The 25547-nt window shown below is 59.2% G+C and carries 30 protein-coding genes and 1 tRNA gene; 21 read left to right on the forward strand and 10 right to left on the reverse strand.

Features of this window, described 5'->3' with window-relative positions:
- Positions 1-38: 38 nt before the first annotated feature.
- Genes SM130_RS06935 through arsC form a run of 3 tightly spaced genes read right to left on the reverse strand, consistent with a single transcriptional unit; the run spans position 39 to position 1397 of the window.
- Positions 39-449: a DUF2069 domain-containing protein gene (locus SM130_RS06935; RefSeq protein ID WP_102823391.1), complete on the reverse strand. Its 411-nt coding sequence runs from the start codon at positions 447-449 to the stop codon at positions 39-41.
- Positions 442-1047, reverse strand: a complete 606-nt coding sequence (gene wrbA / locus SM130_RS06940; RefSeq protein ID WP_102823392.1) for an NAD(P)H:quinone oxidoreductase — start codon at positions 1045-1047, stop codon at positions 442-444. The genes SM130_RS06935 and wrbA overlap by 8 nt, the downstream gene beginning before the upstream one ends.
- Positions 1044-1397 carry an arsenate reductase (glutaredoxin) gene (gene arsC, locus SM130_RS06945; RefSeq protein WP_102823872.1) on the reverse strand — a complete coding sequence of 118 codons (354 nt, stop codon included), beginning with the start codon at positions 1395-1397 and terminating at the stop codon, positions 1044-1046. Before arsC ends, wrbA begins: the two co-directional genes overlap by 4 nt.
- Before the next feature lie 162 nt (positions 1398-1559).
- On the opposite strand from arsC, the gene SM130_RS06950 reads away from it, so the two are divergent.
- Both SM130_RS06950 and SM130_RS06955 read left to right on the forward strand, forming a co-directional pair.
- Entirely contained in the window at positions 1560-2792 is a 1233-nt protein-coding gene (locus SM130_RS06950; protein WP_102823393.1) for a virulence factor BrkB family protein, read from the forward strand.
- 149 nt (positions 2793-2941) lie between these two features.
- Positions 2942-3142, forward strand: coding sequence for a hypothetical protein (locus tag SM130_RS06955; RefSeq protein ID WP_102823394.1), 201 nt, complete (start codon positions 2942-2944; stop codon positions 3140-3142).
- Position 3143: 1 nt separating this feature from the next.
- On the opposite strand, the gene SM130_RS06960 is transcribed toward SM130_RS06955, so the two are convergent.
- A complete protein-coding gene (locus SM130_RS06960; RefSeq protein WP_102823395.1) occupies positions 3144-3536 on the reverse strand; it encodes a hypothetical protein in 393 nt (130 codons plus the stop codon).
- A gap of 224 nt (positions 3537-3760) precedes the next feature.
- Between SM130_RS06960 and SM130_RS06965 the strand changes: the two genes are divergently transcribed.
- Positions 3761-4219 carry a TlpA family protein disulfide reductase gene (locus SM130_RS06965; protein WP_102823396.1) on the forward strand — a complete coding sequence of 153 codons (459 nt, stop codon included), beginning with the start codon at positions 3761-3763 and terminating at the stop codon, positions 4217-4219.
- Between the two features lie 10 nt (positions 4220-4229).
- Here the strand turns inward: SM130_RS06965 and SM130_RS06970 are convergent, their stop codons facing one another.
- From SM130_RS06970 to SM130_RS06985, 4 genes are all read right to left on the reverse strand, one after another.
- Positions 4230-4802: a lytic transglycosylase domain-containing protein gene (locus SM130_RS06970; protein ID WP_102823397.1), complete on the reverse strand. Its 573-nt coding sequence runs from the start codon at positions 4800-4802 to the stop codon at positions 4230-4232.
- Positions 4803-4807: 5 nt separating this feature from the next.
- Positions 4808-5737 (reverse strand): hypothetical protein, encoded by a 930-nt coding sequence (locus SM130_RS06975; protein ID WP_102823398.1) that lies wholly within the window; start codon positions 5735-5737, stop codon positions 4808-4810.
- A gap of 9 nt (positions 5738-5746) precedes the next feature.
- Positions 5747-7462: a proline--tRNA ligase gene (locus SM130_RS06980; protein ID WP_102823399.1), complete on the reverse strand. Its 1716-nt coding sequence runs from the start codon at positions 7460-7462 to the stop codon at positions 5747-5749.
- 160 nt (positions 7463-7622) lie between these two features.
- Entirely contained in the window at positions 7623-8918 is a 1296-nt protein-coding gene (locus SM130_RS06985) for an OprD family porin (protein WP_102823400.1), read from the reverse strand.
- Between the two features lie 434 nt (positions 8919-9352).
- Here SM130_RS06985 and SM130_RS06990 point away from each other — a divergent pair, with 434 nt between their 5' ends.
- Positions 9353-9775, forward strand: a complete 423-nt coding sequence (locus SM130_RS06990) for an HIT family protein (RefSeq protein ID WP_102823401.1) — start codon at positions 9353-9355, stop codon at positions 9773-9775.
- A gap of 2 nt (positions 9776-9777) precedes the next feature.
- Positions 9778-9984, forward strand: a complete 207-nt coding sequence (locus SM130_RS06995) for a SlyX family protein (RefSeq protein WP_102823873.1) — start codon at positions 9778-9780, stop codon at positions 9982-9984.
- A gap of 52 nt (positions 9985-10036) precedes the next feature.
- Here SM130_RS06995 and SM130_RS07000 read toward each other — a convergent pair whose 3' ends face one another.
- The gene (locus tag SM130_RS07000) at positions 10037-10663 is read right to left on the reverse strand and encodes a cold-shock protein (RefSeq protein ID WP_102823402.1); all 627 of its coding nucleotides are present in this window, start codon (positions 10661-10663) and stop codon (positions 10037-10039) included.
- Between the two features lie 266 nt (positions 10664-10929).
- Positions 10930-11400, reverse strand: coding sequence for a Dps family protein (locus SM130_RS07005; RefSeq protein ID WP_015276356.1), 471 nt, complete (start codon positions 11398-11400; stop codon positions 10930-10932).
- A 348-nt stretch (positions 11401-11748) separates the two neighbouring features.
- Here SM130_RS07005 and aspS point away from each other — a divergent pair, with 348 nt between their 5' ends.
- The 16 genes from aspS (at position 11749) to SM130_RS07085 (ending at position 25518) form a co-directional block, all read left to right on the forward strand.
- On the forward strand, positions 11749-13524 hold the full coding sequence (gene aspS / locus SM130_RS07010) for an aspartate--tRNA ligase (RefSeq protein ID WP_102823403.1): 1776 nt from the start codon (positions 11749-11751) through the stop codon (positions 13522-13524).
- Between the two features lie 150 nt (positions 13525-13674).
- A complete protein-coding gene (locus SM130_RS07015; RefSeq protein WP_015276358.1) occupies positions 13675-14424 on the forward strand; it encodes a YebC/PmpR family DNA-binding transcriptional regulator in 750 nt (249 codons plus the stop codon).
- 151 nt (positions 14425-14575) lie between these two features.
- Positions 14576-15100, forward strand: coding sequence for a crossover junction endodeoxyribonuclease RuvC (gene ruvC, locus SM130_RS07020; RefSeq protein WP_102823404.1), 525 nt, complete (start codon positions 14576-14578; stop codon positions 15098-15100).
- Between the two features lie 73 nt (positions 15101-15173).
- Positions 15174-15779, forward strand: coding sequence for a Holliday junction branch migration protein RuvA (gene ruvA, locus SM130_RS07025; protein WP_102823405.1), 606 nt, complete (start codon positions 15174-15176; stop codon positions 15777-15779).
- 3 nt (positions 15780-15782) lie between these two features.
- Complete coding sequence (ruvB, locus tag SM130_RS07030; RefSeq protein WP_102823406.1) at positions 15783-16835, forward strand: Holliday junction branch migration DNA helicase RuvB; 1053 nt, start codon at positions 15783-15785, stop codon at positions 16833-16835.
- Positions 16836-16886: 51 nt separating this feature from the next.
- Positions 16887-17330, forward strand: a complete 444-nt coding sequence (gene ybgC / locus SM130_RS07035) for a tol-pal system-associated acyl-CoA thioesterase (protein ID WP_102823407.1) — start codon at positions 16887-16889, stop codon at positions 17328-17330.
- 2 nt (positions 17331-17332) lie between these two features.
- Positions 17333-18025, forward strand: coding sequence for a protein TolQ (gene tolQ, locus SM130_RS07040; protein WP_102823408.1), 693 nt, complete (start codon positions 17333-17335; stop codon positions 18023-18025).
- Between the two features lie 11 nt (positions 18026-18036).
- Positions 18037-18477, forward strand: coding sequence for a protein TolR (gene tolR, locus SM130_RS07045; RefSeq protein ID WP_102823409.1), 441 nt, complete (start codon positions 18037-18039; stop codon positions 18475-18477).
- On the forward strand, positions 18477-19478 hold the full coding sequence (tolA, locus tag SM130_RS07050) for a cell envelope integrity protein TolA (protein WP_102823410.1): 1002 nt from the start codon (positions 18477-18479) through the stop codon (positions 19476-19478). Before tolR ends, tolA begins: the two co-directional genes overlap by 1 nt.
- Complete coding sequence (gene tolB, locus SM130_RS07055) at positions 19475-20776, forward strand: Tol-Pal system beta propeller repeat protein TolB (protein ID WP_102823411.1); 1302 nt, start codon at positions 19475-19477, stop codon at positions 20774-20776. The genes tolA and tolB overlap by 4 nt, the downstream gene beginning before the upstream one ends.
- Positions 20777-20824: 48 nt before the next feature.
- A complete protein-coding gene (gene pal / locus SM130_RS07060; protein ID WP_102823412.1) occupies positions 20825-21328 on the forward strand; it encodes a peptidoglycan-associated lipoprotein Pal in 504 nt (167 codons plus the stop codon).
- Positions 21329-21334: 6 nt separating this feature from the next.
- Positions 21335-22138 (forward strand): tol-pal system protein YbgF, encoded by an 804-nt coding sequence (ybgF, locus tag SM130_RS07065; protein ID WP_102823413.1) that lies wholly within the window; start codon positions 21335-21337, stop codon positions 22136-22138.
- A 119-nt stretch (positions 22139-22257) separates the two neighbouring features.
- Positions 22258-22899, forward strand: coding sequence for a 7-carboxy-7-deazaguanine synthase QueE (gene queE, locus SM130_RS07070; protein ID WP_181019214.1), 642 nt, complete (start codon positions 22258-22260; stop codon positions 22897-22899).
- A 62-nt stretch (positions 22900-22961) separates the two neighbouring features.
- Complete coding sequence (gene queC, locus SM130_RS07075) at positions 22962-23636, forward strand: 7-cyano-7-deazaguanine synthase QueC (protein WP_102823415.1); 675 nt, start codon at positions 22962-22964, stop codon at positions 23634-23636.
- A gap of 105 nt (positions 23637-23741) precedes the next feature.
- A tRNA-Lys gene (locus SM130_RS07080) sits at positions 23742-23817 on the forward strand.
- A 204-nt stretch (positions 23818-24021) separates the two neighbouring features.
- Positions 24022-25518, forward strand: coding sequence for an acetyl-CoA hydrolase/transferase family protein (locus tag SM130_RS07085; RefSeq protein WP_102823416.1), 1497 nt, complete (start codon positions 24022-24024; stop codon positions 25516-25518).
- Positions 25519-25547: the final 29 nt, after the last annotated feature.

Raw genomic sequence — 25547 nt, forward strand, 5'->3', positions numbered from 1 at the left:
CGGAACACATCTGTACGTTTTCCGCCGCTGCCCCTTCTTTATGCCTCTCCCATCGCCTTGCGTTCGTACTGGTAGCTCCAGCGGGTATACAGCATTGCCGCAACGAACAGCGTCAGGCTGATCGCTGCCTCCAGCAAGCCGTAGATCATCCGCGCCGGATCGATCGCCGCCAGTACGCCCTGGATGAAGTAGAGGTTGACGATAAAGCAGGTCCAGGCGTGAGCCCGCGGGCTGCCGGTGATCATTCCGGGGGCGACCAGCAGCAGGGGAATAAGCTGGATACTGAGCACGACCCAGATCCGGGCGCCGTGCAGATCGGCAAATACCAGATTCCACACGATCAATAGCGCTGCAAGGCCAATGAAACTGGCCAGGCTGATAGCGCGGCTTGTCTTCACCCGCGGGGTGAGCCACTCCAGAGACGGAAGGGGTTTGCGCTGCTTAGCCAAGGGACGTCTCCAGCCGCTGTGCGGTGCGCGCCAGCCGCTGCCCGAGGGCGCGACACAGAGCGATTTCATGTTCGTCCAGCGATCGCTTGCCGTCTGCGCCTGCATGATGACTGGGGCCGTACGGCGTACCGCCACCACGGGTTTCCAGCAGCGCGTTCTCGCTATATGGCAGGCCGAGTACCAGCATTCCATGGTGCAGCAGCGGCAGCAGCATGGATAGCAGCGTGCTTTCCTGGCCACCGTGCAGGCTGGAGGTTGAGGTGAACACGCCGGCCGGTTTGCCAACGAGCTCGCCGGTCAGCCACAGGCTGCTGGTGCCGTCGAGGAAGTATTTCATTGGCGCCGCCATGTTGCCGAAGCGAGTCGGGCTGCCAAGCGCGAGGCCGGCGCAATTCTTCAGGTCATCGAGGGTCGCATACAGTGCGCCGGAGTCGGGAATGGACGGCGCGACGGCTTCGCACTCGGAGGAGACGGCCGGTACGGTGCGTAGACGCGCTTCCAGTCCACCCATCTCAACGCCGCGGGCGATCTGCCGGGCCATGTCCGCTGTGGCGCCGTGGCGGCTGTAATACAGCACGAGGATATAGGGCGCGCTCACGGCAGGATCTCCAGCACTTTTTCGGGTGGCCGGCCGATGATCGCCTTGCCACCGGCGATTAGGATCGGGCGCTCTATCAGACGTGGGTGTTCGATCATGGCGTCGATGAGCTCGGCTTCGCTTAGCTCAGGGTTCGCCAGGTTGAGGCTCTTGTACTCTTCCTCACCGGTGCGCAACAGGTCCCTGGCAGTCAGCCGCAGCTTGTCCAGCAGGGCGCAAAGCTCGGCTGCGCTGGGAGGCGTTTCCAGGTAGCGCACGATTTCAGGCGTCAGCCCGCGGGCTTCGAGCAGCTCCAGCGCACCACGCGATTTGGAGCAGCGAGGATTGTGGTAGAGGGTGAGTTCGGTCATTTGTAGTTGCGTCTCGCCGGATGAGGTGGCCATTCTAACCCTCATCGGGGCGCTGGCCGAAATGTGCTGCTCTGCTGATCCGGGGCGTATGGGTCGAGTTGGGTCCTTTTGATCGTGAAGCTGTCGAACCTATGGCACACGGCAGTCTTGTAAGGAGAGGGGATGCATCAGCGCATCGACAACATGCTTGAATTCGGCCGCTTTCTGGTCCGACGCTTTCTGACTGATCAGGGGCCTCACAGCGCTGCGGCCTTGACCTACACCACGCTGTTCGCGGTGGTGCCGATGATGACCGTAACGTTCGCCATGCTGTCGGCGATTCCTGCGTTCAAGGGTGTCGGCGAACAGATCCAGTTCTACATCTTCAGCAATTTCATTCCGTCTACCGGCGCGACCATTCAGGAATACCTGCTCGCCTTCACCAGCCAGGCGCGGCAGCTCACCTGGTTCGGTGTCGGTTTTCTCATGGCAACGGCGCTGATGATGCTGTTGACCATCGAGAAAGCATTCAACACCATCTGGCGCGTTCGGCAGCCGCGCAGGGGAGTGTCCAGCTTCCTGTTGTATTGGGCGATTCTCAGTTTGGGCCCTCTGCTATTAGGCGCGGGGTTTGCCACCAGCACCTACATCGCTTCGCTCTCGTTGATTTCAGGGCCATATGCGTTGATCGGTGTCGGTACGCTAATCAAGGTGATGCCGCTGCTGCTCAGCGTGGCGGCCTTTACGCTGATCTATGCTGCCGTACCCAATACTCGCGTTCCGCTGCGTCATGCCCTTGTGGGTGGTGTGTTCACTGCCGTGTTGTTCGAGGCGGCAAAGCAACTGTTCGGCGTGTATGTCAGTTATTTCCCCAGTTATCAGCTGATCTACGGAGCCTTCGCCGCCGTTCCGTTGTTCCTGCTGTGGGTTTATCTGTCCTGGATGATCGTGCTCTTCGGTGCTGAGCTGGTGTGCGGCCTGTCCTCGTCGCAGCAATGGCGTCGGCGACCGCTGCCGCGCTTGCTGGTGATGCTGTTGCTCTTGCGTAATCTGCATCGTCGACAGCAGGAAGGGCGAGAGCTCCATTTGCGCGATCTGCACAAGGCCGGCCTGCGCCTGCCGGAAGATGAGTGGGACGACATCCTCGGGTTTTTCGAACAGGAGCAGCTGGTCTGCCGAACCGGCTCAGGGGGCTGGGTGCTCTGTCGCGATCTGAATCATTACAGCCTGGACCAGCTGCTGCGTTGCAACCCTTGGCCGCTATCTGCACGCGTAGAGTTACCAGAGCAGCTTGACGAGCCCTGGTATCCGACACTGCGCCGTTCTCTCGAATTGCTGCAGCAGGAGCAGTCCAATCTGTTTGGTGGCAGCCTGGCCGACTGGTTGCAGGCGGGCGGTGACAAAAATCGTCAGTAAGGGAAGGATTCTGCGCGCGCGGAATATCGATTGCGCTCGTAGCGCGACGACCGCGCGGCGCGTAGGCACGCATAGCGGTGCATGGCGAGCCGATAGCTCTCTGCTGGCACGCTTCTGGCTATGGCTTGGGTGGTTGAGAGGAAGGCGTGATGAAAGGCAAGCGCAGCACCATTCTATATTTGCATCAGCGAGCGCCAGATGTAGCGCTCGAGGCATTGAATCGCCTTACCGGCCTGCGCTTCGCGTATTGGCCTGAGTCGCTTATCAATCAATCTGACATGCAGCCTGATGGGGCTACGCAGGTTGCGTCGGTAAACCTGCAGCGGGTATCGAAACAGGTCAGCGGCTGACTCAGGCCTGAACAGCTTTCATCTCGGCGGCGACCGGCTCGACTGGATGGACAAAGAGCTCTTCAACGGTGATTGCTGTCACCTTCGCGGCTGGCCGCAGGTAAATCTGTAATTCTTCGATCTTGTGCCGCACCGGTAATTGCGCAACGCCGGACAGTAGGATCTTGCCTGCGCCGTCGGTACGGCCATGATCAACGGCCGCTTCGCGCTGCTGCTGCCCGTCCCGGTACTTGGCGACAAGCGACACCACCAGCCCTGCATGCCCCTGCAGTTGTAGCCAGCTTGCGACATTGAATTCAGCGACGCTGCCGTCGTAGGTGGTCAGGGCTATGGCTGCTTGCTCAACGATCCGCGAGGGTACGGTACCGATCAGTTTGTCGTGGGCTTGGGACATGGCTTCGCTACTGGCATACGTGGGTGGGTGCGGAATTATAGGCGGCGCTCCCCCGGCAAAACTGTGCACTTGAACGGCGCTATGCGTGACGGGACTCGCAGAACGGAAAATACGCGACGGTTACTTGGCGCCGAATGAACCCGCGTCAGTATATGGCCGTGGCGGACGTGTCCTGCACCGGCGGAAGCGTTATCCTCCGGTGGTGCACGTTAGAGATCGCCGCCATGACCAAATCGATTGCTTCGTCCTTGCTTCTGTTCGCCTGTCTTGTCCTTTCGGCCTGCGAGAAGGAATGGGGTGTCGATCAACATGGGCGCGAAATCACCGCGACACAGTTGCAGGGGCAGTGGCTATTGATCAATTACTGGGCAGAATGGTGCGGGCCTTGCCGTACCGAGATACCGGAGCTGAATGCCTTGGCTGAAGCCGAGCCAGGCCTGGAAGTGCTTGGGGTCAACTTCGATGAGCTGCGTGGTGAGGAGCTTGCTCAGGCTGCCGAGGCGCTGGGAATTCGCTTCCGAGTGCTCAGCGATGACCCTGCCGAACGCCTGCAATTACCGCGTAGCCAGGTGTTGCCGGTGACGTATCTGGTCGACGATAAGGGCGTTGTGCGAGAGCGCCTGGTTGGCGAGCAGACCGCCGATGGGATACTCGCGCATCTGGCGCGGTTGAGAGGCGATTAACACGGGCGCCTCATGGTTTGACGTACCAGAAGTCCTGCCAGAACCCTATCACCTTGGCGGGGTAGCGGTTCTTGCCCAGGCTTCCGTTATAGCGCGCCAGTGCCCGATTGATGTCACCATTTTCCTTCTTCAGGTAGTAGCTGAGGATGGTACAGCCATAGCGAAGATTGGTGGCGTTGTCGGTGAGGTTGTCCTGCGGGCGTCCTAGCTCGGCTTTCCAGAAAGGCATAACCTGCATCATGCCCTGAGCACCGACACTGGATATGGCGAAGCGGTCGAAGAGGCTTTCGGCATGAATCAGCGCCAACACCAGTTCGGGCTTCAGGCCCGCCTTGCTTGCCTCTCGGTGCACCAGTCTGAGAATCGACAGCCTCTGCTCGACGTCCGGCACGTAGCGCTTGAGGCGGCCGGACATGTCCACCAGCCAGACTTCGGCATCGAAGCGATCCTGAAAGCTGTCCGCTTCGGCAACGGTTCGCTGCATGAGGTCACGCAGCTCGGGTTCCGGAGCTTGGCGAATGTTGGCCGCCGCCGGTAGTGCGCACACCAGTAGCAGGGCGAGCAGAAGAGCAGACGTCTTCATCGGTTTCAGTTTCCGCTACTGCCTTCGATCAGGCTTTGCAGAAACTGCTGCTGCAGCTCTGGATCGTTGCGTGTCAGCTCGATGAGGCTCTGTTCAAGCTCGCTGGCTTCTTCTTCCAGGCCCAGCTCAGACAGGCGTCGGACGCGATGCACCCATTGCGCTACATCGTCGCCTTCAAGATCATCGAAGATCAGGTCATGAGCTTCCTGCAGCTTGCCACGCAGCTTATGGCTGACCAGCAGCGTCGCGTCTGCGCGGGTGCCGTCCTGACTATCTTCTACTGACAACTGCAGCTTGCCGACCTGGGCGATGTCCTGATCGGCGAAGGGGCCATCGAGGAGGTTCAGGCGCAGCATGCCGTGGCGATCAGTAGACAGCTCGTGGGTGTGCAGGCCGGCGATGACCATCACCGGTCGTTCGGCCCATGGCAGGCTGGTGTATTCAAGTCGCGCATCTCTACGCTGCTCATTCAGACTGGCCAGGTTCTGTTGCGAGCGGCCGTTGGACTCGACGTTCATGAACGGGTTGATGCCGGCGAAGCCGTAGCTGATCCAGCCGCGGGTGGCGCGCTCCGGAACATTGCCGAGCATCACGACGTTAAGCACATTGGCGCCGACACCCGCGACTACTGCGACGAAACCCATGGGTATCTCGTACAGCTCGCGCCAGGGCTGGTAGGGCGTGTAGCGGTCGTAACGGCGCGTGACTTCGAAATCGGTGACTTCGAATGTCTTCTGCTCCTGCACGCGGATACGGCGTTGCGGCAGCTCGAGTACCTGAGGTTCGCCAAGCTCGATGCGCAGGCTATGGTCGAGCAGTTTGCGCTCGGTGCGCGCCTCGTGCTCGCTGCGTTGCGGCAAGTGGTTGGCGCAGCCACCAAGGAGCAGCGTCGCAAGGGCGACGCTGGTTGAAACGACAACATGTCGGTTGAGCATGGTTTCCGATCAGCGATTAGCACGCGAGTTGATGAAGGACAGAATCTCGGCAGCCGCGACCGGCTGAGGCTGGGCGTCACGGCGATGCTTGTATTCCAGGGTGCCGTCGGTCAGCCCGCGATCGCTGATGACGATCCGATGCGGGATACCGATTAGCTCCATGTCGGCGAATTTGACGCCAGGGCTGGTCTTTTTGTCACGGTCATCGAGCAGCACTTCATAACCGGCAGCGGTGAGCTCGGCGTAGAGTCGATCGGTGGCCTCTTTTACCGCTTCGGCCTCATATTTCATCGGCACTAGCGCGATCTGGAAGGGCGCCAGTGCGTCCGGCCAGAGAATGCCGCGGTCGTCGTAGTTCTGCTCGATCGCGGCAGCCACCACGCGGGAAACGCCGATGCCGTAGCAGCCCATGGTCAGCGTTGCAGGCTTGCCATTCTCGCCCATCACGTTGCAGTTCATGGCTTCGCTGTACTTCGTGCCAAGTTGGAAGATGTGCCCTACCTCGATGCCGCGCTTGATGACCAAGTTGCCCTGACCATCCGGGCTCGGATCACCCGCTACTACGTTGCGTAGGTCGGCAACTTGCGGCAGCGGCAGATCGCGCTCCCAGTTAAGGCCGAAATAGTGCTTGTCGTCGACATTGGCGCCTGCGCCGAAATCACTCATCAGTGCGACGGAGCGATCAATCACGCAAGGAATCGGCAGGTTTAGCGGGCCCAGCGAGCCGGGGCCCGCACCGATGACGGCGCGGATTTCCGCTTCGGAGGCGAACACCAGCGGGCTGGCAACCTGTTCGAGATTGGCTGCCTTGATTTCATTGAGTTCGTGGTCGCCGCGTACGATCAAGGCGATCAGCTGGCCTTTCTCGACGCCATGAACCACCAGCGTTTTAACGGTCTTCTCGATGGCCAGGCCAAACTGTTCGACCAGTTCGATGATCGTCTTGGCGTTTGGTGTATCGGCCAGCCGCAGTTCCTCGCTAGCCGCGGCGCGCTCGGTCTCGCGTGGAATGGCTTCGGCTTTCTCGATATTGGCGGCGTAATCGGAGGTGTCGCTGAAGGCGATGTCATCCTCGCCGGATTCTGCCAATACATGAAACTCGTGGGAGCCGGTTCCGCCAATGGAGCCGGTGTCGGCCTGCACGGGGCGGAAATCAAGACCGAGGCGGGTGAAGACGTTGCAGTACGCCTGATGCATGCGGTCGTAGGTATCCTGCAGCGATTCCTGAGTCAGATGGAAGGAGTAGGCATCCTTCATCAGAAACTCGCGGCCTCGCATGAGGCCGAAGCGCGGCCGTATCTCGTCGCGGAACTTGGTTTGGATCTGGTAGAAGTTGATCGGCAGCTGCTTGTAGCTATGAAGCTCATTGCGCGCCAGGTCTGTAATGACCTCTTCATGGGTCGGGCCTACGCAGAACTCGCGGTTGTGGCGGTCTTTCAGTCGCAGCAACTCCGGGCCGTACTGCTCCCAGCGGCCGGATTCCTGCCAAAGCTCGGCGGGCTGGATGGCGGGCATCAGCACTTCCAGGGCGCCTGCCTTGTTCATTTCCTCGCGAACGATGGCCTCGGCCTTGCGCAGTGCACGCAGTCCCATTGGCATCCAGGTGTACAGTCCGGAAGCCAGCTTGCGGATCATCCCGGCGCGCAGCATCAGCTGGTGGCTGATGACCACTGCATCGGATGGGGTTTCTTTGAGGGTCGAGAGCAGGAACTGACTGGTGCGCATGTGGCCGTTATGTCCTTGCAGAGGCTGAAATTTAGCTCGGCATTGTACGGCGCGCGGGGTGCGACGTATAGGATCGACATGGCCGCTGGGCTGGGCGTTGAAACGAAGAGCCCGGCTTTCGCCGGGCTCCGTTTTGCATCGAATGAACTGAACGCCTGGGTTACAGGATGCTCAGTGGGTATTCGACGAATGCTCGGATTTCGTTCAGGTCCGGGCTGTAGTACTCGCGCATGTCGCTGTTCGAACGATAGATCGAGTTGCGCAGCTTCAGCGACAGGTCTTTCGCCGGGCCGCTCTGTACGACGTACTGGACCTGGTTGAAGAACTCGCGCTCCTTACCTTCGCCGGTGCCGGTATCTACGTTGTCGCCGTAGACATAGGCGGTTTTCCAGAACAGACCTGGAACGCCGTAACCGCTGAAGTCCAGCTCATAGCTGGCCTGCCAGGAGCGTTCGTCCTTGGAGTTGAAGTCGGAGTAGTAGGAGTTGGCTACCCAGATGGAGCCGCCGCCGTCGCCGATGTCGTAATCGTAACCACGATCACCGCTGACACGTTGGTGAGCCAGGATGAACGCGTGCGCGCCGACTGAGTACTTGGCGGCCAGGCTCCAAATGGTGTTGTCGTGCGATTCGCGCGCGCCGAGCTCATTAACCGAGCCGTCGTCGTTGAAGGTCGTGTCCGCGGCTTGGACATAGTCCTTGTCGTAATCGGAACGGTAAATGTTGAAATCCAAGCTAAGCGACTGGTCGCTGCTGAAGGGCATCACATAGTTGACGTTGGCATATTTCTTCTTGGCAACGTCCTCGTTGTCAGCGAAATACAGCGACGTGCTCAAATTTTCATTGAATGCATAGGTGCCGCCGACCACGTTGATGCTCTTCAGGCCTACATCGTCACGGCTGGAGGACTGCATGGTGCTGTCAGCTGTAAAGCGACCAGCGTTCAGCTCCAGACCTTCAATCTCGTTGCTGGTGACGAGGGTGCCGGTGAACGATTCGGGCAGCAGGCGCGAATCGTCATAAGCTAGAACCGGCATGGACGGGAACTGGTTGCCGTACTTGATTACGGTATTGGAGAACTGAGCCTTGATAGCGGCGCCGGCCTGGGACAGGTCGCGCTCTGGATCGCCGTTGGAGTCACGCTCGAACATGGCGCCATAGGTGTGGCCGCGGCCGCCATCGAGGCGAACGCCCAGCAGGCCATAGGCATCCACGCCTACGCCGATGGTGCCTTGGGTGAAGCCGGACTCGAAGGTGGTGATGAAGCCTTGGCCCCAGCTCCGAACGTCGCCTGCGCCATCTTTATAGTCGCGGTTGAAGTACGTGTTGCGCAGCAACAGATCGAGACTCGCGTCCTCCACGAAACCCTTGGACTCCGATTGCTGGCTGGCCAGCGCCATCTGGGAGGTGCCCGCCGATACGGCTAGGGCGATTACGCTCCACTTCATCACTTTCATTGTGATTGCTCCTTTGGTTTAAAAATGGTGCTTACCTTTCTGCGGTGGGCAGAAAGGGTGCAACTTCTTAGTCCCGCATCAGGCTTTAGCCAATTATGGCTGCTCTCGCAAAAAAGCCATCCAGAGAATGTACTGTTTAGCTCTAGTGCAGCGCTAGAGCAAGCTGCGCAGCTCCATTGTGGCGTTTTTGAAGCTGTCGTTGTGTTCTCTTCTTGGGGTTAGCAAGAATCGTACTCAAATCGTCTGGCTGGGTTTCTCTGCCTTTGCCGTGAGGTTGCAGGCCCTCCGTTGCACCGCAATAGCGCGCGTTCGGTTACCGCTGGCACCACTAGCGGGCGCCACTGACGGGTTATTATAGGTGATGCTTGGGGCGTTCTTTTTTCACGTTCATTATCTGACGAGCCGGCGTCCGACTCGTTTTCAAAGGGGTTTTTATGTTCGCTCTCGATCCACGCCTGGAGCAGGATACGTTACTGCTTGGCGACTTCTCGCTGTGTCGATTGCTGTTGATGAATGATGCTCAGTACCCTTGGTTCATCCTGGTGCCGCGCCGTGAGGACGTCAGTGAATTATTCCAGCTCGATGTGGCCGACCAGCAGGCATTGTGGCGGGAGGCAACGTCGCTGGCCGAGACGGTCAAGGACACTTTCGGTGCGGACAAAATGAACATCGCAACGCTTGGCAATATGGTCGGGCAGCTACATATGCACGTCATCGCAAGGCGTCGCGACGACGCGGCCTGGCCGGCGCCGGTATGGGGCAAGCATCCTGCCAAGCCTTACAGCGATGAAGAAGTGGCGGCCATCAGGCACAAGCTCAGGCTAGTGCTGACCAATCAATTCCGTTTTGGAGAATGACCGTGGAGCTGGAGTCGAGAGTGATGGATCTGGAAACGCGTCTGGCGTTTCAGGACGACACGATTCAGGCGTTGAACGATGTGCTGGTCGAGCAACAGCGGATCATGGAGCGAATGCAGCTGCAGTTGCGCGCCCTGGCCAAACGTCAGGAAGAAATGCAGGTGCCGATGGACGCTGGTGAGGATGAAGCTCCGCCACCGCATTATTGACTAACGGCAGGCAATGGGGAGGTGGGCATGCCCTCCCCATCATCAATGGCGCTTATCGGTCCGATTCAATCGGGACGACGTCTTCTGCCTGAAGTCCCTTGTCACGCATCATGATGCTGAACTGCACACGCTGGCCTTCGACCAGGACGCGATGCCCTTCTCCGCGGATGGCGCGGAAATGCACGAACACATCATCTCCGCTGTCCCTGGAAATAAAGCCGAAGCCCTTGGATGTGTTGAACCACTTCACGGTGCCGGCTTCTCGGCCCGCCGTTGAAGACGTGCCGGTGCCTGCGCCCGTGCTGGCATTGGTGCGAGTCGGTTTAGCCTGCTTGCGCTGCGCTCGAGGCGTGGCCAGGTGCAGCAGCACCGCGATCAGGGCAAGCAGCAGGCTGGCGAGCGTAGCGGGCTGGCCGGCGATCTGCTGCAGCGATGCGAGCACGATAACCGACTGCAGTACGACGGAAAGCAGCAATAGTGCGGACGCGGCGATGATTGTGGGGCGGGTCCGGGCGTCGATCAGCAAGGCGGAAGGAGCGAACTGGACGTTCAGTAAGCCCAGCATCAGCAGGCACAGCGCCTCAGGTTGCAGTAGAAGCGGCAGGGCGCCGCGCAGGCTTGGAACAAAGGACAGCAATAGGGCAATCACGCCCGCCAGAACATGGATGATCTTTAGCATTCTTGTATGACTCACGGTTGATAACACGACAGAAGAAGCCGCAAGGCCAGGAGCTCGTGGAAAACGTTCGTCGGTCAGGGCTGAACACTGTTCGAGAAACCGCGCGGGTCCGGGCTGCAGCGCGGCGTATTTAACAGTAAAGGAGGAGGGCGCTCAAATGCGCGTTCCGCAGCATGGATAAAGTGCAGGGGTGTGCGTGGCGGTTTCGACAAAGATCAGCGGTAATGTTGGGCAGGGCGCACACGGGCGCCCCGTCCAGAGGCAGCTTAGGCTGAGAGCAGGCTGCGCAGCATCCAGGCAGTCTTCTCGTGGCTTTGCATGCGCTGGGTCAGCAGGTCGGCGGTTGGTTCGTCATTGACCTTGTCCAGCAGCGGGAAGATGCCGCGGGCGGTGCGTACGACCGCTTCCTGACCTTCTACCAGCAGCTTGATCATCTCTTCGGCTGAAGGTACGCCTTCTTCTTCTTTGATCGAACTCAGGCGTGCATAGGCTGCGTAAGTGCCCGGTGCTGGAAAGCCCAGGGTGCGGATGCGCTCGGCAATGTCATCTACGGCGAGGGCAAGTTCGGTGTACTGGGTTTCGAACATGGTATGCAGCGTGTTGAACATCGGACCGGTAACGTTCCAGTGGAAGTTATGGGTCTTCAGGTACAGGGTGTAGGTGTCGGCGAGTAGACGAGACAGACCCTCGGCGATGGCTGCCCGGTCCTGCTCGGCGATGCCAATGTTGATTTCCATGCTTTTTCTCCTGGTGGATGGTTCAGCCATTAGTTATGCCAGAAAAACGCGTGACGTGGTGAAGCGATGCGTTTCTGGCGGGGCTCGGGGTTTGGAAGGCCGGGATCAAGTCAGGGTTCCATCGCCAGCCCGATTTCCAATCGCCCAGGGGCAACGGCTGCGCCGCGCTGATTATGCAGATATAATCCCGCGCTTATGCCCGGCGGCCTCTGCGCGAGCCGCAGCGCCCGGCGTCATATGCGGTAACGCGTGCGGCAAAAGCCGTTTGCGCAGAGCTGCAACAGTGCGGTCAGCCTGTCGCGTCTCTAGCGCCCCATCGAATTCAAGATACGAGAAGCGAACTCCACCATGATGCGCAGCCACTATTGCGGCCAATTGAACGAAAGCCTGGACGGCCAGGAAATCACTCTTTGCGGCTGGGTACATCGCCGTCGTGACCATGGCGGGGTGATCTTCCTCGACGTGCGTGATCGTGATGGCCTGGCGCAGGTGGTCTTCGATCCGGACCGCGCGGAAACCTTCGCGACGGCCGACAAGGTTCGTAGCGAGTATGTGGTGAAGATCACCGGCAAGGTGCGTCTGCGCCCAGCTGGTGCGGTGAACCCGAACATCGCTTCCGGTGCCATCGAGGTCCTCGGTTACGAGCTGGAAGTGTTGAACGAAGCGGAAACGCCGCCGTTCCCGCTCAACGAGTACAGCGATGTCGGCGAAGAGACGCGTCTGCGCTATCGCTTCATCGACCTACGCCGTCCGGAAATGGCCGAGAAGCTCAAGCTGCGCTCGCGCATAACCGCCAGCATCCGCCGTTATCTGGATGAAAACGGCTTCCTCGATGTGGAAACGCCGATTCTGGGTCGCCCGACGCCCGAAGGCGCGCGTGACTATCTGGTGCCCAGCCGCACCCACGCCGGCAACTTCTTTGCTTTGCCGCAGTCGCCGCAGTTGTTCAAGCAGCTGCTGATGGTCGCCGGCTTCGACCGCTACTACCAGATCGCCAAGTGCTTCCGCGACGAAGATCTGCGTGCTGACCGTCAGCCTGAGTTCACTCAGATTGATATCGAAACCAGCTTCCTCGACGAAGCAGACATCATCGGTATCACCGAAGGGATGATCCGCAAGTTGTTCAAGGAAGTGCTGGACCTGGAGTTCGGTGAATTCCCGCACATGCCGTTCGAAGAGGCCATGCGCCGCTATGGTTCGGACAAGCCTGACCTGCGCATTCCGCTTGAGCTGGTAGACGTTGCCGATCAGCTCAACGCTGTCGAGTTCAAGGTGTTCTCCGGCCCAGCGAACGATCCGAAAGGGCGCGTTGCTGCCCTGCGCGTGCCGGGTGCAGCGAGCATGCCGCGCAGCCAGATCGACGACTACACCAAGTTCGTTGGTATCTATGGTGCCAAGGGCTTGGCCTACATCAAGGTCAACGAGCGCGCCAAGGGCATCGAGGGACTGCAGTCGCCGATCGTCAAATTCATTCCGGAAGACAACCTTAATGTGATCCTTGATCGCGCCGGTGCGGTCGATGGCGACATCGTCTTCTTCGGCGCTGACAAGGCGAAGATCGTTTCCGAGGCCCTGGGCGCGCTGCGCATCAAGATCGGTCACGACCTCAAGCTGCTGACCTGCGACTGGGCGCCGCTGTGGGTGGTCGACTTCCCGATGTTCGAAGAGAACGATGACGGCTCGCTGAGCGCGCTGCACCATCCGTTCACCGCACCGAAGTGCACACCTCAGGAGCTGGAGGCCAACCCGGCCGGGGCTCTGTCGCGTGCCTATGACATGGTGCTCAACGGTACTGAGCTGGGTGGCGGCTCGATCCGTATCCATCGCAAGGAAATGCAGCAGACCGTGTTCCGTATTCTCGGCATCGACGAAGCCGAGCAGGAAGAGAAGTTCGGCTTCCTGCTCGATGCACTGAAGTTCGGTGCGCCGCCGCATGGTGGTCTGGCCTTCGGCCTCGATCGTCTGGTCATGTTGATGACCGGTGCGCAGTCTATTCGTGAAGTGATCGCCTTCCCGAAAACCCAGAGCGCTGCGGACGTCATGACACAGGCGCCGGGCGCGGTGGACAGCAAGGCGCTGCGTGACCTGCATATCCGTCTGCGCGAGCAGCCGAAGGCGGAATAAGCGCCATCCGAAGCCTGGTTCTGCCAGGCTTCTTCGTCTTGCGGCCTAGCGCCGCGCAGGCGTAACGGTGATACCGCGTTTCGTCCTGATAGATAACGCAGGCGGGGCGGTTATCGAGATTTCTGATTCAGTCGAAGAATGGAGTGAGTTATGGCTGGTCATTCCAAATGGGCCAATATCAAGCACCGCAAAGAGCGCCAGGACGCCAAGCGGGGCAAGATCTTCACCAAGTTGATTCGTGAGCTGACCGTCGCGGCCAAGCATGGCGGCGGCGTGCCGGCGGACAATCCACGCCTGCGCCTGGCGGTGGACAAGGCACTGACGGCCAACATGTCGCGTGACGTCATTGATCGCGCGATCGCGCGGGGCGCAGGCTCCAGCGAAGCCGACAACATGACCGAGCTGAGCTATGAAGGTTACGCGCCAAGCGGCGTGGCGATCATCATCGAGGCCATGACCGACAACCGTAACCGTACGGCGGCTGAAGTGCGCCACGCCTTCAGCAAGAACGGCGGCAACCTCGGTACCGACGGTTCGGTCGCGTATATGTTCGATCGCAAGGGACAGATCAGCTACGCGCCGGGCGTCGACGAGGATGCGTTGATGGAAGCGGCGCTGGAAGCCGGAGCGGACGACGTGGTCAGCCAGGAAGATGGCTCGGTCGAAATCTACACCAGCTTCGCGGATTTCCTCTCGGTCAATGAGGCGCTGACGCAGGCAGGCTTCAAGGGCGACGAGGCTGAAGTGGCGATGATTCCGTCGATCATGGCGCCAATCACCGATGTCGAGACGGCGCAGAAAGTTCTGCGTTTGATCGATGCGCTAGAAGATCTGGATGACGTGCAGAACGTCTATCACAACGCGGAGATCTCCGACGAGATCATGCAGCAACTGGGTTGAGTGTCACGCTGTCCGTAGCCGGGAGTCGCACTGGTGTGTTCCCGGCTTTTTTACGGCCGGTCTATTCCCAGGTCGGGCTAAGCGGTCGGTAGCGGATCTGGCATCGGCTCCGTATACTCGCTACTGGATAAATAGACAGCACGGCCAAGGCATGACGCTGATTTTAGGTATCGACCCCGGCTCTCGAATTACCGGTTATGGCGTTGTGCGTGACAATGGTCGTGGTTGCGAGTACGTCGCCTCCGGCTGCATTCGTACCGGCACTGGCGAGTTGCCCGACCGGCTGCGTGCGGTGTTCAGTGGTGTGAGCGAGGTCATTCGAACCTACGGTCCGGTGACCATGGGTATCGAACAGGTATTCATGGCGCGCAATGCCGATTCTGCGCTGAAGCTCGGCCAGGCTCGCGGGGCGGCCATTGTCGCCGGTGCCGAAGCAGGGCTGGAGATTGCCGAGTACACCGCAACGCAAGTCAAGCAGGCTATCGCCGGAACGGGTGGGGCGGACAAGCAGCAGGTGCAGATGATGGTCATGCACTTGCTCAAGCTTCTGGAAAAACCGCAGATCGACGCGTCTGATGCGCTGGCCATTGCGCTATGTCACGCACATCACCGGCAGAGTCTGATCCCACACGGCCTGGCTGGCGCCAAGCGGCGAGGCGGGCGGTTGCGTCTGTGATTGGCGCAAGCATTCTTGGTTGGATGAATATCGACTGGTCGTCAGCGAATGCTATGGCCATGGAGGACACAGATTGATCGGACGTTTACGCGGCACGCTGGCGGAAAAACAACCGCCACATCTGATTCTCGACGTAAACGGCATCGGCTATGAGGTCGAGGTGCCGATGACTACGTTGTACCGCCTGCCGGCGGTCGGCGAGCCGGTGACGCTGCACACGCACCTGGTCGTGCGCGAAGACGCGCAGCTTCTTTACGGCTTCGCTGAAAAGCGCGAGCGTGAGCTGTTCCGCGAGCTGATCCGCTTGAACGGTGTTGGCCCAAAGCTGGCGCTGGCGCTGATGTCTGGGTTGGAGGTCGATGAGTTGGTGCGCTGCGTGCAGGCGCAGGACACTTCGGTCCTGGTGCGCATACCGGGCGTCGGTAAGAAAACCGCCGAGCGGCTTCTGGTCGAACTGAAGGATCGCTTCAAGGCTTGGGAAAGCATGCCAGCGATCGCGACGTTCGTGGTTGAACCCGGGAGCAAAACGGCAGTCACAAGCGCCGAGAATGATGCGGTCAGCGCGTTGATCTCCCTTGGCTTCAAGCCACAGGAAGCCAGCCGTGCGGTGTCCGCGATACAGGAAGATGATTTGAGCAGTGAAGAAATGATCCGTCGTGCCCTTAAGGGCATGGTGTAAGCCATGATCGAAGCGGATCGTATCGTCACGGCAGGCAGTCGAGATCGCGACGAGCAAGTGGATCGCGCGATTCGCCCCTTGACGCTGGCCGAGTACATCGGTCAGCCGGTCGTTCGTGAGCAAATGGACCTCTTCATTCGCGCCGCCAAGGGCCGCCAGGAAGCACTCGATCACACGCTGATCTTCGGTCCGCCTGGGTTGGGCAAGACCACGTTAGCGAACATCATTGCCGAAGAAATGGGTGTGTCGATCAAGAGCACATCTGGGCCAGTGCTTGAGCGGCCCGGCGACCTCGCGGCATTGCTGACCAACCTGGAAGCAGGCGACGTGCTGTTCGTCGACGAGATCCATCGGCTTTCGCCCATCGTCGAGGAAGTGCTGTATCCGGCGATGGAAGATTTTCAACTGGATATCATGATCGGCGAGGGGCCGGCGGCTCGGTCGATCAAGCTGGATCTGCCACCATTCACCCTTGTGGGTGCCACTACCCGTGCCGGCATGCTGACCAATCCTCTGCGTGATCGATTCGGCATCGTCCAGCGGCTAGAGTTTTACTCCACCGAGGACCTAGCTACCATCGTCAGCCGCTCGGCCAGCATTCTCGGGCTGCCTACCGAGGCCGAGGGTGCGTTTGAGATCGCTCGGAGAGCCCGCGGGACTCCGCGAATCGCCAATCGTCTGTTGCGCCGCGTGCGGGATTTCGCTGAGGTCCGCGGTCGCGGCGAAATCACCCGACAGATTGCCGATCTTGCGCTGAACATGCTCGACGTCGACGAGCGTGGCTTCGATCACCAAGACCGCCGGTTGCTATTGACGCTGATCGAGAAGTTCGATGGCGGCCCGGTAGGGATTGATAGTCTTGCTGCGGCAATCAGCGAAGAGCGCCATACCATCGAGGACGTGCTCGAGCCGTACCTGATCCAGCAGGGCTACATCATGCGTACACCGCGCGGCCGGGTCGTGACTCGTCACGCCTATCTGCACTTCGGCCTCAACCTGCCCAAGCGCATGAGCGACGCGCCGACGCCGGATCTGTTCGATGGCGACATAGTTTGACGAAAATATTGTTCTCTTACCCGATTGGCATTTACAAGGCCGAGCACTAGTATGCGCGCGCAAGCCGGAGCTGAAATCTTCACCCACCGCTGTCGGGTCTATTACGAGGACACTGATGCGGGCGGCATTGTCTACTACGTCAATTACCTCAAATTCATGGAGCGAGCTCGTACCGAGCGGTTGCGCAGTCTGGGATTCGCCCAGTCGCAGCTGGCCGGTGAGGACTTGCTGTTTGTCGTGCACTCAGTCGAGGCTCGCTACCGTGCCCCGGCTCGCTTGGATGACGAATTGCTGGTGACGGCCGAGGTGGTTGATTTGAATCGTGCCAGCCTGCGTTTTCGCCAGCAGGTCAGGCGTGCGGTAGATGATGTTCTGCTTTGTGAGGGGCAGGTGCTGGTGGCCTGCGTACGTGCCGAAAGTTTGAAACCCCGAGCCATCCCCGAAGCGCTACGTATCGCTTTCGCGGGTTCGGGTCTATCCCCTGCAGGAGAGTAAGCGTGGAAGCCAACGTCGATCACATGTCCATGTGGAGCCTGATCAGCAACGCCAGCTTCGTGGTGCAGCTGGTCATGCTGATACTTGTAGGCGCCTCGGTGACCTCATGGATTCTGATTTTTCAACGCGGCAATTTGCTGCGCGCTGCGAAACGAGCGCTCGATACCTTCGAAGAGCGCTTCTGGTCGGGTATTGACCTGTCCAAGCTTTATCGCCAGGCGGGCAGCAATCCTGATCCGGATTCGGGCGTCGAGCAGATCTTTCGCGCCGGCTTCAAGGAGTTTTCCCGCCTGCGCCAGCAGCAGGGCGTCGATCCTGATGCGGTGATGGATGGGGTCAATCGCGCCATGCGCGTAGCCATCTCTCGCGAAGAGGAGAAGCTCGAGCAGAGCTTGCCATTCCTGGCCACCGTTGGTTCGACCAGTCCTTACATCGGCCTGTTCGGCACCGTTTGGGGGATCATGAACTCCTTTCGCGGTTTGGCTCAGGTTCAGCAGGCAACCCTGGCTACCGTGGCGCCAGGTATCGCTGAAGCGTTGATCGCCACTGCGATCGGTTTGTTTGCCGCGATTCCTGCGGTGATTGCCTACAACCGTTTCGCTGCACGCAGCGAGATGCTCATCGGCCGCTACTACACCTTTGCCGATGAGTTCCAGGCCATCCTCCATCGCAAAGTTCACACCACTGAAGACTGAGGCCCACGGCCATGGCCAGAATCCGCAATAGACGCAAGCCCGTCGCCGAGATGAACGTAGTGCCTTACATCGATGTGATGCTGGTACTGCTGGTCATCTTCATGGTTACGGCGCCGATGCTCAATCAGGGCGTCAAGGTCGATCTGCCCAAGGTCAGCAGCGAGGCCTTGCCGCAAGATAACGACAAGCAGGTGTTGACCATCTCGATCAAGGCCGACAAGACCTACTACTGGAACGTCGGCAGCGAGGTCGATACAGAGAGCAGGGGTAACGAGGCTGTCGCATTGGCTGATATGACGCAGGCGGTCGTCGCCATCATGCGTCAGCGTCCAGACACGCAGGTATTCATCCGTGGCGACCGTGCCGTGGATTACGGCTCGGTCATGGCGGCCATGGGCGGTTTGCAGGAAGCCGGCGTTGGTAATGTCGGCCTGATCACCGAGGCGCCTTGATGCAGCAGCGTGACTCGTCGCCTTCGCAGAGCTACTTCTGGCCGACCGTGCTGGCGGTCGGCCTGCACGTCATTATCTTCGGCATGCTGTTCGTCAGCTTTTCAATGACACCCGAGCTGCCGCCTTCCAAGCCGATCGTGCAGGCCACCCTGTACCAGTTGAAGTCCCAGAGCCAGGCAACTACTCAGACCAACCAAAAGATCGCGGGCGAAGCGAAGAAGACCGCTGCCAAGCAGTTCGAAAGCGAGCAGATGGAACAGCGCAAGGTCGAGCAGGAAAAGCAGGCCGCTGCCGCCCGCGCTGCGGAACAAAAGAAGGCTGAAGAGGCTCGAAAGGCCGATGCGGCGAAAGCTGCGGCCGATAAAGCAGCAGCTGCGAAGAAGGCCGAGGAGGCCAAGAAGGTCGAGCAACAGAAGCAAGCCGAGATCGCAAAGAAGAAGGCGGCCGAAGAGCTGGCCAAGACGAAAGCGTCAGAAGAGGCCAAGAAAAAGGCCGCCGAAGAAGCCAAGCGGAAGGCAGCGGAGGAGGCCAAGAAAAAAGCGGCAGCCGAAGCGGCGAAGAAGAAAGCAGCGGAAGACGCCAAGAAGAAGGCGGCAGCCGATGCGGCACGCAAAGCGGCAGAAGACAAGAAAGCACAGGCACTTGCCGAGTTGCTCTCGGACACTACCGAGCGTCAGCAGGCGTTGGCTGATAGCCATGGTGACCAAGTGGCCGGCAACTTCGACGACTTGATTCGACTGCGCGCGGCAGAAGGCTGGACGCGTCCGCCGTCGGCGCGCAACAACATGACCGTGCAGCTTCAGGTAAATATGCTTCCAGATGGCACCATTACCAGCGTTAGCGTCTCTCGCTCCAGCGGTGATGCGCCATTCGACAATTCTGCGGTTGCCGCAGTTAAGAACATCGGTCGGCTGACAGAAATGCAGGGCCTGAGCCCGCAGGACTTCCAGCCTTACCGGTCCTTCAAAATGACATTCACGCCTGAGGATCTTGCGTTGTGATCAATTCCCTTCGAGGTCTATTTGTCCTGCTCTGCTGCCTGGCGGGAATGGCGGTGGCGCAGGAAAAGAACATTGTGGTTACCAGCGGCGCCGACCGTGCGATTCCAATCGCGGTGGTCCCGTTCGGCTGGCAGGGCGGTACTGTGTTGCCTGAGGACATGGCGGAAATCGTCAGCAACGATTTACGTAATTCCGGCATCTTTCAGCCGATTCCGCGGCAGAACATGATCAGCATGCCGACGCGCGGCAGCGAGATCATCTATCGCGACTGGAAGGCGCTAGGTGCCCAATACGTAATGGTCGGTAACATCGAGCCGGCTGGTGGTCGGCTGCAGATCCGGTACGAGGTATTCAACGTAACCACCGAGCAGCAGGTCATGACTGGAACGGTCGGAGGCTCTCCCGATCAGCTGCGCGATATGGGTCACCATGCAGCAGATCAGTCTTTCGAGAAGCTGACCGGCATCAAGGGCGCGTTTTCCACCCGTCTGCTTTATGTCACCGTCGAACGACTGGGTGGCGCTAATACTCGCTACACGCTGCAGCGCTCCGACTATGACGGTGCCCGCGCAGTGACCTTGCTGCAATCGCGTGAGCCGATCCTCTCGCCGCGTTACTCGCCGGACGGCCGCCGTATTGCCTACGTGTCTTTCGAACAGAGGCGCCCGCGGATTTTCATCCAGCACATCGACACCGGCCGCCGCGAGCAAATCACCAATTTCGAGGGCCTGAACGGCGCGCCGGCATTCTCGCCAGATGGCAATCGCCTGGCGTTCGTGCTGTCCAAGGATGGCAATCCCGAGATATACGTAATGGATCTGGGGTCACGCCAGCTGCAGCGTCTGACCAATCACTACGCCATTGATACCGAACCCTTCTGGGGCGCGGACGGTCAAACTATTTACTTCACTTCCGATCGCGCCGGCAAACCGCAGGTTTACAAACAGCGGATAGGCAGCAACTCGGCCGAGCGCGTGACGTTCGTCGGTAACTACAACGCTAACCCTAAACTGTCGGCTGATGAGAAGACTCTGGTCATGATCCACCGTCAGGACGGTTACACGAACTTCAAGGTTGCTGCACAGGATCTGCAACGGGGCAATCTGCGGATACTTTCGGATACCAGTCTGGATGAGTCTCCTACTGTTGCGCCTAATGGCACCATGCTAATCTACGCCACCCGCCAGCAGGGCCGGGGAGTCTTGATGCTCGTGTCCATCAATGGACGCGTTAGGCTCCCGCTTCCAACAGCTCAAGGAGAAGTCCGAGAGCCGTCCTGGTCCCCTTACCTGAACTGATGCGGTATCAACGCTTTTTAACCAAAAACACACCTGGGGTTGTTACACATGGAAATGCTGAAATTCGGTAAGTTCACCGCTCTGGCTCTGGCCATGGCTGTTGCTGTTGGTTGTTCCTCTAAGGGCGGCGACGATTCGGGCGAAGGTTCGGGCGCGATCGATCCGAACGCTGGTTACGGTGCCGATTCCGGTTCCGTTGATAGCAGCATGAGCGAAGAAGCTGCTCTGCGCGCCATCACCACTTTCTACTTCGAGTACGATAGCTCCGACCTGAAGCCGGAAGCCATGCGCGCTCTGGACGTTCACGCCAAGGACCTGAAAGGCAACGGCGCTCGCGTCGTTCTGGAAGGCCACACCGACGAGCGTGGTACTCGCGAGTACAACATGGCTCTGGGCGAGCGCCGTTCCAAGGCCGTTCAGCGTTACATGGTACTGCAGGGCGTTTCCCCGGCTCAGCTGGAACTGGTTTCCTACGGCGAAGAGCGTCCGGTTGCCATGGGCAACGACGAGCAGTCCTGGGCTCAGAACCGTCGCGTCGAACTGCGTAAGTAATTCGATATGCGCAAGTACCGCCACGCTCTGACTTTTACAGTGCTCGGCCTGCCGCTTATGGCGGCGGCTCAAGTGCCGGTTGTGGATTACGAGCAGGGTGCCGCTAGCGGTAACCCTGGCTATTCCACGGCCGCGCCGAGCGGTGACGGTGCCTATGCTGGAGGTGGAGCTGCTGCTCCATCTTCGGCGCAGGGCATGCTCTTCATGCAGCTGCAACAGATGCAGGAAGAGATCGCGCAATTGCGCGGCATGCTTGAAGAACAACAGAATCAGATTCAGCGCCTGCAACAAGAGGGGCTGGAACGCTATCAGGATCTGGATCGACGGATGTCGAGCGGGTCCGCAACAAACCAGGCGGCGCCTGCGCGCGACGTTTCTGCGGCCAATACCAATGCGCCCGCAGCAACGCAGGGCCAGACCCAGAGCGGCTCAAGCGATCCTGCCCAAGAAAAGCTTTATTACGATGCTGCTTTCGACCTGATCAAGGCGAAAGACTTCGATAAGGCCAGCCAGGCTTTCGCGGCTTTCCTGCGCAAGTACCCTGACAGTCAGTACGCTGGCAATGCGCAGTACTGGCTGGGTGAGGTCAATCTGGCCAAGGGTGATTTGCAGGGCGCAGGCCAGGCCTTCGCTAGGGTCAGCCAGGCTTATCCGCAGCACAACAAGGTGCCGGATTCGCTCTACAAGCTGGCCGACGTCGAAATTCGCCTGGGTAATCGGGACAAGGCTCAGGGTATTTTGCGCCAGGTCGTTACTCAGTACCCGAATACATCGGCCGCGCAGTTGGCTCAGCGGCAACTCAATCGCTGATATCACGCTGGCGATATGAACGAAACCCGCCCATCGTGCGGGTTTTTCGTTAGAATCGCCGCCCCTATTTCCCGCAACGGAGGCGGATGGCCTGTTTAGCCGTCACGCCCGTGGCTGATATGACTCTGCGAATTACCGAGATTTTCTACTCGCTGCAGGGGGAAACGCGAACCAGTGGACTGCCTACTGTGTTCGTTCGCCTGACCGGCTGTCCCCTGCGCTGTCAATATTGTGATACCGCTTATGCGTTCAGTGGTGGAGAGTTGATGACTCTCGATGCGATCGCCGAGCGTGTCGCATCCTACAATCCCCGTTACGTCTGCGTAACCGGTGGAGAGCCTTTGGCTCAGCCCAACTGCATGCCATTGCTGCAGCGGCTTTGTGACGCGGGGTACGAGGTTTCGCTGGAGACCAGTGGCGCGCTCGATATTTCCATGGTGGACGAACGGGTTAGTCGAGTGGTGGACCTCAAAACACCAGGTTCCGCCGAGGTCGCACGCAATCGCTACGAGAACATGGCTTATCTCACGCCTAACGATCAGGTGAAGTTTGTCATCTGTTCCCGCCAGGACTACGACTGGGCTGCCAGCAAGCTGATCGAATATGGCCTGGATCGGCGCGCGGGTGAGGTGCTCTTCTCACCTAGTCACGGCCAGGTTGATGTCCGTGCGCTTTCGGATTGGATCGTTGCTGACAATCTTCCCGTGCGGCTGCAGTTGCAGTTGCACAAGATCATCTGGAACGACGCGCCCGGCCATTGAGATCGTGGCTCTTGTGGTCAGCTGTTTGCTGGCTGTGACAACCCGCATTGAAGGTATCCGAGATGAACGATAAGAAGGCAGTCATTCTGCTGTCCGGCGGACTCGACTCGGCCACGGTCGTGGCCATGGCTCGTGATCAGGGTTACACCTGCTACACGATGAGTTTCGACTATGGGCAACGCCATCGCGCCGAGCTGCAGGCTGCCGAGCGCGTGGCGAAGCAGCTGGGTGTGATCGAGCACAAGGTGATTGGGCTCAACCTCAACGGTATCGGCGGTTCGGCGCTGACGGATGCAAACATTGATGTGCCTGAAGTGCCGAGTGAAGGCATTCCTGTCACCTACGTTCCTGCACGCAACACCGTCTTTCTCTCGCTGGCGCTTGGTTGGGCGGAAGTGCTTGGTGCACGAGACATCTTCATCGGTGTCAACGCGGTCGACTATTCGGGCTATCCAGACTGCCGTCCGGAGTTCGTTGCCGCATTCGAGCGCATGGCCAATTTGGCTACCAAGGCGGGCGTGGAAGGGGTGGGGTTCCGTATCCAGGCTCCGCTGCAAGAGCTGAGCAAGGCGCGGATCGTCCAGGAAGGGGCTCGTTTGGGCGTGGATTATGCGATGACGGTTTCTTGCTATCAGGCTGATGCGGATGGCCGGGCATGTGGGAGATGCGACAGTTGCCGGCTGCGCGCCGCCGGTTTTGCCGAAGCAGGCCTGGCTGATCCGACCCGCTATTTCTGAATGGCGTCGCACTTGATATCGGGGCTGACGTCACGCTGTATTGATTGAATCTTTTTAAAAAAAGATTGTTTTCATCAATCAAATCAGTATCATGCGCCCCGCATTGGGTCGTTAGCTCAGTTGGTAGAGCAGTTGGCTTTTAACCAATTGGTCGTAGGTTCGAATCCTACACGACCCACCATATTTCTCCTTCGGGAGTGCGAAAAGCCGGAGACCTTCAAGGTCGTCCGGCTTTTTTTATACCTGCACATCGGTAGCGGCGCCCGTCTGAGTGCTACGTTCGGTCATAAGCGGCATTTTTCTCTACGACCTTAGTAGGTGGCTTAAGGGTTTTTAAACGTAATAGACTGCGGACTTCCTGATTGTCCGTTGGTTCGAGGCTCAAATGTATTCTGATCGCATCCGCTTGTCCTCTCTGCAGAGCAAGGTAATGAGCGCCCAAGAGGCCGCTTCCCTTATCCGCGACGGCATGACCGTTGGCATGAGCGGTTTCACCCGTGCGGGCGAAGCCAAGGCCGTGCCCCTTGCGCTTATCGATCGCGCCAAGGACGAGAAGCTGCAGATCAGCCTGGTCACTGGTGCCAGCTTGGGTAACGATCTTGACGGCAAGATGGCTACTGCCGGCTTGCTGGCCCGTCGTATGCCGTTCCAGGCAGATCCTGTGCTGCGCAAAGCGATCAACCAGGGCGAGGTCATGTTCATTGACCAGCACCTGTCGCATACCGTCGAGCAGATGCGCAACCATCAGATCAAGCGCCCTGATGTCACCATCATCGAGGCACTGTGCATTACCGAGCAGGGCCACATCGTTCCGACTACGTCGGTGGGCAACTCTGCCAACCTGGTGATGTTTGCCGATCAGGTAATCATCGAGTTGAATCTGGCGCACAACTTGAACCTGGAAGGTCTCCACGACATCTACTTCCCTGGTGAGCGTCCGAATCGCGGGCCGATTCCGCTGACCAAGGTCGATGACCGTCTCGGCTCCACCTCGATCCCGGTCGACCCTGCCAAGATCGCTGCTATCGTCATCACCAATCAGCCAGATTCCTACTCCACGGTTACCCCGCCGGACGAAGAAACCCAGGCCATTGCCAGCCATCTGGTCGAGTTCTTCAAGAGCGAAGTCGATGCCGGGCGTATGGCGAAGAATCTTGGCCCGATGCAGGTCGGTATCGGCAACATCGCCAACGCCGTAATGTGTGGTCTGATTGACTCGCCGTTCGAAGACCTGGTCATGTACTCCGAAGTGCTGCAGGACTGCACCTTCGAGCTGATCGATGCCGGCAAGATGACGTTCGCCTCCGGCTGCTCGATCACTCTGTCCGAGCGTTGCAATGATCGCGTGTTCGGTAATCTGGCGATGTACAAGGACAAGCTAATCCTGCGTCCGCAGGAAATCTCGAACCATCCTGAACTGGTGCGTCGTCTAGGCATCATCGGTATCAACACCGCGCTCGAGTTCGACATCTACGGTAACGTCAACTCCACTCACGTGGGTGGCACCAAGATGATGAACGGCATCGGTGGTTCGGGCGACTTCGCACGTAACGCTCACCTGGCCATCTTCGTGACCAAGTCGATCGCCAAGGGCGGCAATATTTCCAGCGTCGTACCCATGGTCGCGCACGTCGACCATACTGAACATGACGTCGAGATTCTGGTTACCGAGCAGGGTCTGGCTGACCTGCGTGGTCTGGCTCCGCGTGAGCGTGCGCGAGTCATTATCGACAACTGCGTACACCCGTCCTACCGTGACGTGCTGAACAAGTACTTCGACGACGCCTGCAAGAAGGGCGGTCAGACGCCACACCTGCTGGGCGAAGCCATGCAGTGGCACATCAACCTGGAAGAACGTGGACACATGCTCAAAGGCGAGTGATCCAACAAAACCGCCGGCTTCCAGCCGGC

Source organism: Stutzerimonas stutzeri, assembly GCF_038561965.1.
Lineage (GTDB): Bacteria > Pseudomonadota > Gammaproteobacteria > Pseudomonadales > Pseudomonadaceae > Stutzerimonas > Stutzerimonas stutzeri_AA.